A 4,679-nucleotide genomic window follows, 5' to 3' on the forward strand; every position below is an offset into this window, starting at 1 on the left:
CGCCCGGCCGAACCGCCGCCCTCACCGCCCCCGGCCGGGCCGGACCCCGCGCCCGGCCCGGCCACGGCGATCTGAACCCCCTGGTCCGCGAGGGCCTGGAGCTCGGTCAGGGCGCGGTCGTCATGGGCGGGTGGCTCATCGGTCACCAGCCGGGTGATCACATCGGTGGGCACCGTCTGGAACATGGTGTCGGTGCCCAGCTTCGTATGGTCGGCGAGCACGACCACCTCCGCCGCCGCCTGGACCAGCGCCCGGTCGACGCTGGCCGAAAGCATGTTGGAGGTGGACAGACCGCGCTCGGCGGTCAGCCCGCTGCCGGACAGGAAGGCGCGCGAGACCCGCAGCCCCTGGAGGGACTGCTCGGCGCCGCTGCCGACCAGGGCGTAGTTGGAGCCGCGCAGGGTGCCGCCGGTCATCACGACCTCGACCCGGTTGGCATGCGCCAACGCCTGTGCGACCAGCAGGGAATTGGTGACCACGGTCAGCCCCGGAACCCGCGCGAGCCGGCGGGCCAGCTCCTGCGTGGTGGTTCCGGCGCCGACGACCACGGCCTCGCCCTCGTCGACGAGACCGGCCGCGAGATCGGCGATGGCCGTCTTCTCCGCGGTCGCTAGATGGGATTTCTGCGGGAAGCCGGACTCCCTGGTGAATCCGCCCGGCAGCACCGCACCGCCGTGCCGGCGGTCGAGCAGTCCTTCTGCCTCCAGCGCCCGCACATCACGCCGTACGGTCACTTCGGAGGTCTGGACGACGCGGGCGAGCTCCCGGAGCGACACCGCTCCGTTCGCGCGCACCATTTCAAGGATCAATTGGCGACGTTCTGCAGCGAACACGAAACTGACAGTAACGCCAACGACCGTCTGTTTTCAGCAGCTTGCACCAATTAGCAGAAGTTGGACATCTCTGAAGGTGCGAAGTGCTATAAGGACCGGATCTACGACTCTTCCTGAGTCTTCCGGGTGTGCAACTGCCGTGCCACCTCGGCGATCGAACCGGACAGCGAGGGGTAGACCGTGAACGCGTTCGCGATCTGCTCCACCGTCAGGTTGTTGTCGACCGCCAGCGAAATCGGGTGGATCAGCTCGCTCGCCCGCGGCGCGACCACCACACCGCCGACCACGATGCCGGTGCCCGGACGGCAGAAGATCTTGACGAAGCCGTCCCGGATGCCCTGCATCTTCGCCCGCGGATTGCGCAGCAGCGGCAGCTTCACCACCCGGGCGTCGATCTTCCCGCCGTCCACATCCGCCTGCGAGTAGCCGACCGTGGCGATCTCCGGGTCGGTGAAGACGTTCGCGGAAACCGTCTTCAGATTCAGCGGCGTCACCGCGTCCCCCAGGAAGTGGTACATCGCGATCCGGCCCTGCATCGCCGCCACCGACGCCAGCGCCAGCACCCCGGTGCAGTCACCGGCCGCGTAGATGCCCGGCGCGCTGGTCCGGGAGACCTTGTCGGTCAGGATGTGCCCCGACTCGGCCAGCTTGACCCCGGCCTCCTCCAGACCCATGTCCGCCGTGTTCGGGATCGAGCCGACCGCCATCAGACAGTGGGTGCCGGAGATGACCCGCCCGTCCGAGAGCGTCACCTCCACCCGGTCCCCCACCCGCTTGGCCGCCTGCGCCCGGGAGCGGGACATCACGTTCATCCCCCGGCGCCGGAACACGTCCTCCAGCACCGCCGCCGCGTCCGGGTCCTCACCCGGCAGCACCCGGTCCCGACTGGAGACCAGCGTGACCTTCGACCCCAGCGCCTGATACGCGCCCGCGAACTCCGCACCCGTGACACCGGAGCCGACCACGATCAGCTCCTTGGGGAGCTCGTCCAGGTCGTACACCTGCGTCCAGTTCAGGATCCGCTCGCCGTCCGGCTTCGCGTCCGGGATCTCCCTCGGATGAGCACCGGTCGCCACCAGCACCGCGTCCGCCACCAGCGTCTGCTCGGTGCCGTCCACCGCCCGCACGACCACCCGCCGCGAGCCGTCCAGCGACTGCTGCGGCTCCACCCGCCCATGCCCGCGCATGACCCGGCCGCCGGCCCGCGTGACCGAGGCCGTGATGTCGTGCGACTGCGCGAGCGCGAGCCGCTTCACCCGGCGGTTGACCTTGCCGAGATCCACGCCGACCACCCGGGCCGCCTGCTCCATCGGCGGGGTGTCGTCGGCGACGATGATCCCCAGCTCCTCATACGAGGAATCGAACGTCGTCATCACCTCGGCGGTGGCGATCAACGTCTTCGACGGCACGCAGTCGGTGAGCACCGACGCGCCGCCCAGACCGTCGCAATCGACGACGGTCACCTCCGAGCCGAGCTGCGCGGCGACCAGCGCCGCCTCATAGCCGCCGGGTCCGCCACCAATGATCACGATCCGAGTCACATGCTCCATTGTCCCGCACCGGTTCGACCGGCTTCAGCCCGGGGGGTTTCGCGGGGGCGACTGACGTACGAACCTCCCACCCCGGGGGCCGTTCCGCCCCTCTCCCGTACCCTCAGACCCATGTCGCTCTACGCCGCGTACGCCGGCAACCTCGACGCGCGGCTGATGACCCGCCGCGCACCGCACTCCCCGCTGCGCGGAACGGGCTGGCTGAACGGCTGGCGTCTCACCTTCGGCGGAGAGCAGATGGGCTGGGAAGGCGCCCTCGCCACCATCGTGGAGGCCCCGCGCTCCCAGGTCTTCGTCGCCCTCTACGACATCGCGCCCATGGACGAGGACTCCATGGATCGCTGGGAGGGCGTCGGCCTCGACATCTACCGCCGGATGCGGATCCGCGTCCACACCCTGGACGGCGACGAACCCGCCTGGCTCTACGTCCTCAACGGCTACGAGGGCGGCCTGCCCTCCGCCCGCTACCTCGGCGAAATCGCCGACGCCGCGGAATCCGCGGGCGCGCCGCACGACTATGTGATGGAGCTACGGAAGCGCCCCTGCTGAGTCCGGTGTTTCCGGTCTGTCCGTGTTTCCGGGTGGGCCGTGTACCCGGGGCGGCCCGGGGGCCGGGGGGTTCGTCTTTTCGGTCGGCCCGGGGGCCGGGGGTCCGCGTTTTCGGGGCGGCCCGGGGGCTCGGGGGCCCGTGCCTCCCATGAGCCCGCGAGCCTGACCGGCCCCAGGGTCCGGGCGGCCCGAGGATCCAGGGGTCCGGGGGCCGTGTTCCCGGGCGACCTTGTGCGCGGGCGGCTCCTGGGCCCGGGGGTCCGCGTCTCGGGGCGGCCCGAGTGGCCGGGGCCTGCATCTCCCATGACTCCACGGGCCTGACCGCCCCCGGGGGCCGTGTTTCCGGGCGGCCCGGGGCCTCCGCGTGTCCGGTGAGTCCGCGAGCCCGGCCAGCCCGAGGGGGTCGGGGCCCGGCCAGACCGACCGGACCCTGCCCCCCGACCCGGCCCACCGGGATACCCGGACCCCGGGCCTACGCGGACCCTCGCCGCCGGGTCCTCCTGGACCCCCGCTCCGACCGAGCGCACGGCTTCACCGGACATACGGCCCTCCGGGTCCACGCACCGGACACGCAACCCCCGGGCCCCGGCCCGGGGGTTGACCGGGCCCACAAACCCCCCGGGAGGCTATGCAACGATCCGAATACCTCGGCGGACCCGTCTACGCGCGTAGGCAGTTACCGGCTACCCTCGTGCGCGTGAACGCATCAGTTTCTTGGGACGACATCCAGGGCGACCCCCACGCCGCCGCCGACGACGCCGCCACCCGCCTGCGCGAGCTGACCGGCGCGGAGACCCACGACGTCGCGCTGGTCCTGGGCTCCGGCTGGGTCCCCGCCACCGACGCCCTCGGGGCGCCCGAGCACGAGTTCCCCGTCACCGAGCTGCCCGGCTTCCCGCCGCCCGCCGTCGAGGGGCATGCGGGCCGGATCCGCTCGTACCGGATCAACGACAAGCGGGCGCTGGTCTTCCTCGGCCGTACGCATTACTACGAGGGTCGCGGTGTCGCCGCCGTCGCACACGGCGTACGCACCGCCGTCGCCGCCGGCTGCAAGACCATCATCCTCACCAACGGCTGCGGCGGCCTCCGCGAGGGCATGCGCCCCGGTCAGCCGGTACTGATCAGCGACCACATCAACCTCACGGCCACCTCCCCGATCGTGGGCGCGAACTTCGTCGACCTCACCGACCTCTACTCCCCGCGGCTGCGCGCCCTGTGCCAGCAGGTGGACCCGACCCTGGAGGAGGGCGTCTACGCCCAGTTCCCCGGGCCGCACTACGAGACCCCGGCAGAGATCACCATGGTCCGCACCCTGGGCGCCGACCTGGTGGGCATGTCCACCACCCTGGAGGCCATCGCGGCGCGCGAGGCGGGCGCGGAGGTCCTGGGCATCTCCCTGGTCACCAACCTCGCGGCCGGTATGACCGGCGAACCCCTCAACCACGAGGAGGTCCTCCAGGCCGGCCGCGACTCCGCCTCCCGCATGGGCAGCCTGCTGTCGCAGGTCCTCGACCGCATCTGACCTCGCCGGTCGGGCGACCCCATTCCGACGCGCAAGCGCTGGCGCCGGCGGCGTCACAGCGTGCTGTGCGGGTACTCACCCCTCAGCCAACTGAACAGAGCGTCGCGGCACACCCTCCACCGGGGGCGGGGGCGCGGTGGGGTGCGTGGTGGGTGCCGGGGACGGGGCCTCCGGTGCGGCGCGTGCGGGGTGCGCCTGCTGTTCGTGGGTGGTGCCGGGGGCGGG

4 protein-coding genes are annotated in these 4,679 nt (G+C 71.8%); 2 read left to right on the forward strand and 2 right to left on the reverse strand.

The window, feature by feature from the left end; genetic code table 11:
• Positions 1–797: DeoR/GlpR family DNA-binding transcription regulator (locus KN815_RS46720; protein WP_443732350.1), on the reverse strand; the 797-nt coding region annotated here is incomplete at its 3' end.
• A gap of 137 nt (positions 798–934) precedes the next feature.
• A complete protein-coding gene (locus tag KN815_RS46725) occupies positions 935–2,383 on the reverse strand; it encodes an NAD(P)H-quinone dehydrogenase (protein ID WP_216347856.1) in 1,449 nt (482 codons plus the stop codon).
• A 111-nt stretch (positions 2,384–2,494) separates the two neighbouring features.
• On the opposite strand from KN815_RS46725, the gene KN815_RS46730 reads away from it, so the two are divergent.
• A complete protein-coding gene (locus KN815_RS46730; protein WP_216347857.1) occupies positions 2,495–2,932 on the forward strand; it encodes a gamma-glutamylcyclotransferase family protein in 438 nt (145 codons plus the stop codon).
• A 697-nt stretch (positions 2,933–3,629) separates the two neighbouring features.
• The gene (locus KN815_RS46735; RefSeq protein WP_043237321.1) at positions 3,630–4,454 is read left to right on the forward strand and encodes a purine-nucleoside phosphorylase; all 825 of its coding nucleotides are present in this window, start codon (positions 3,630–3,632) and stop codon (positions 4,452–4,454) included.
• Positions 4,455–4,679: the final 225 nt, after the last annotated feature.

The sequence above is a fragment of the Streptomyces niphimycinicus genome, assembly GCF_018883605.1.
GTDB classification, from domain to species: domain Bacteria; phylum Actinomycetota; class Actinomycetes; order Streptomycetales; family Streptomycetaceae; genus Streptomyces; species Streptomyces niphimycinicus.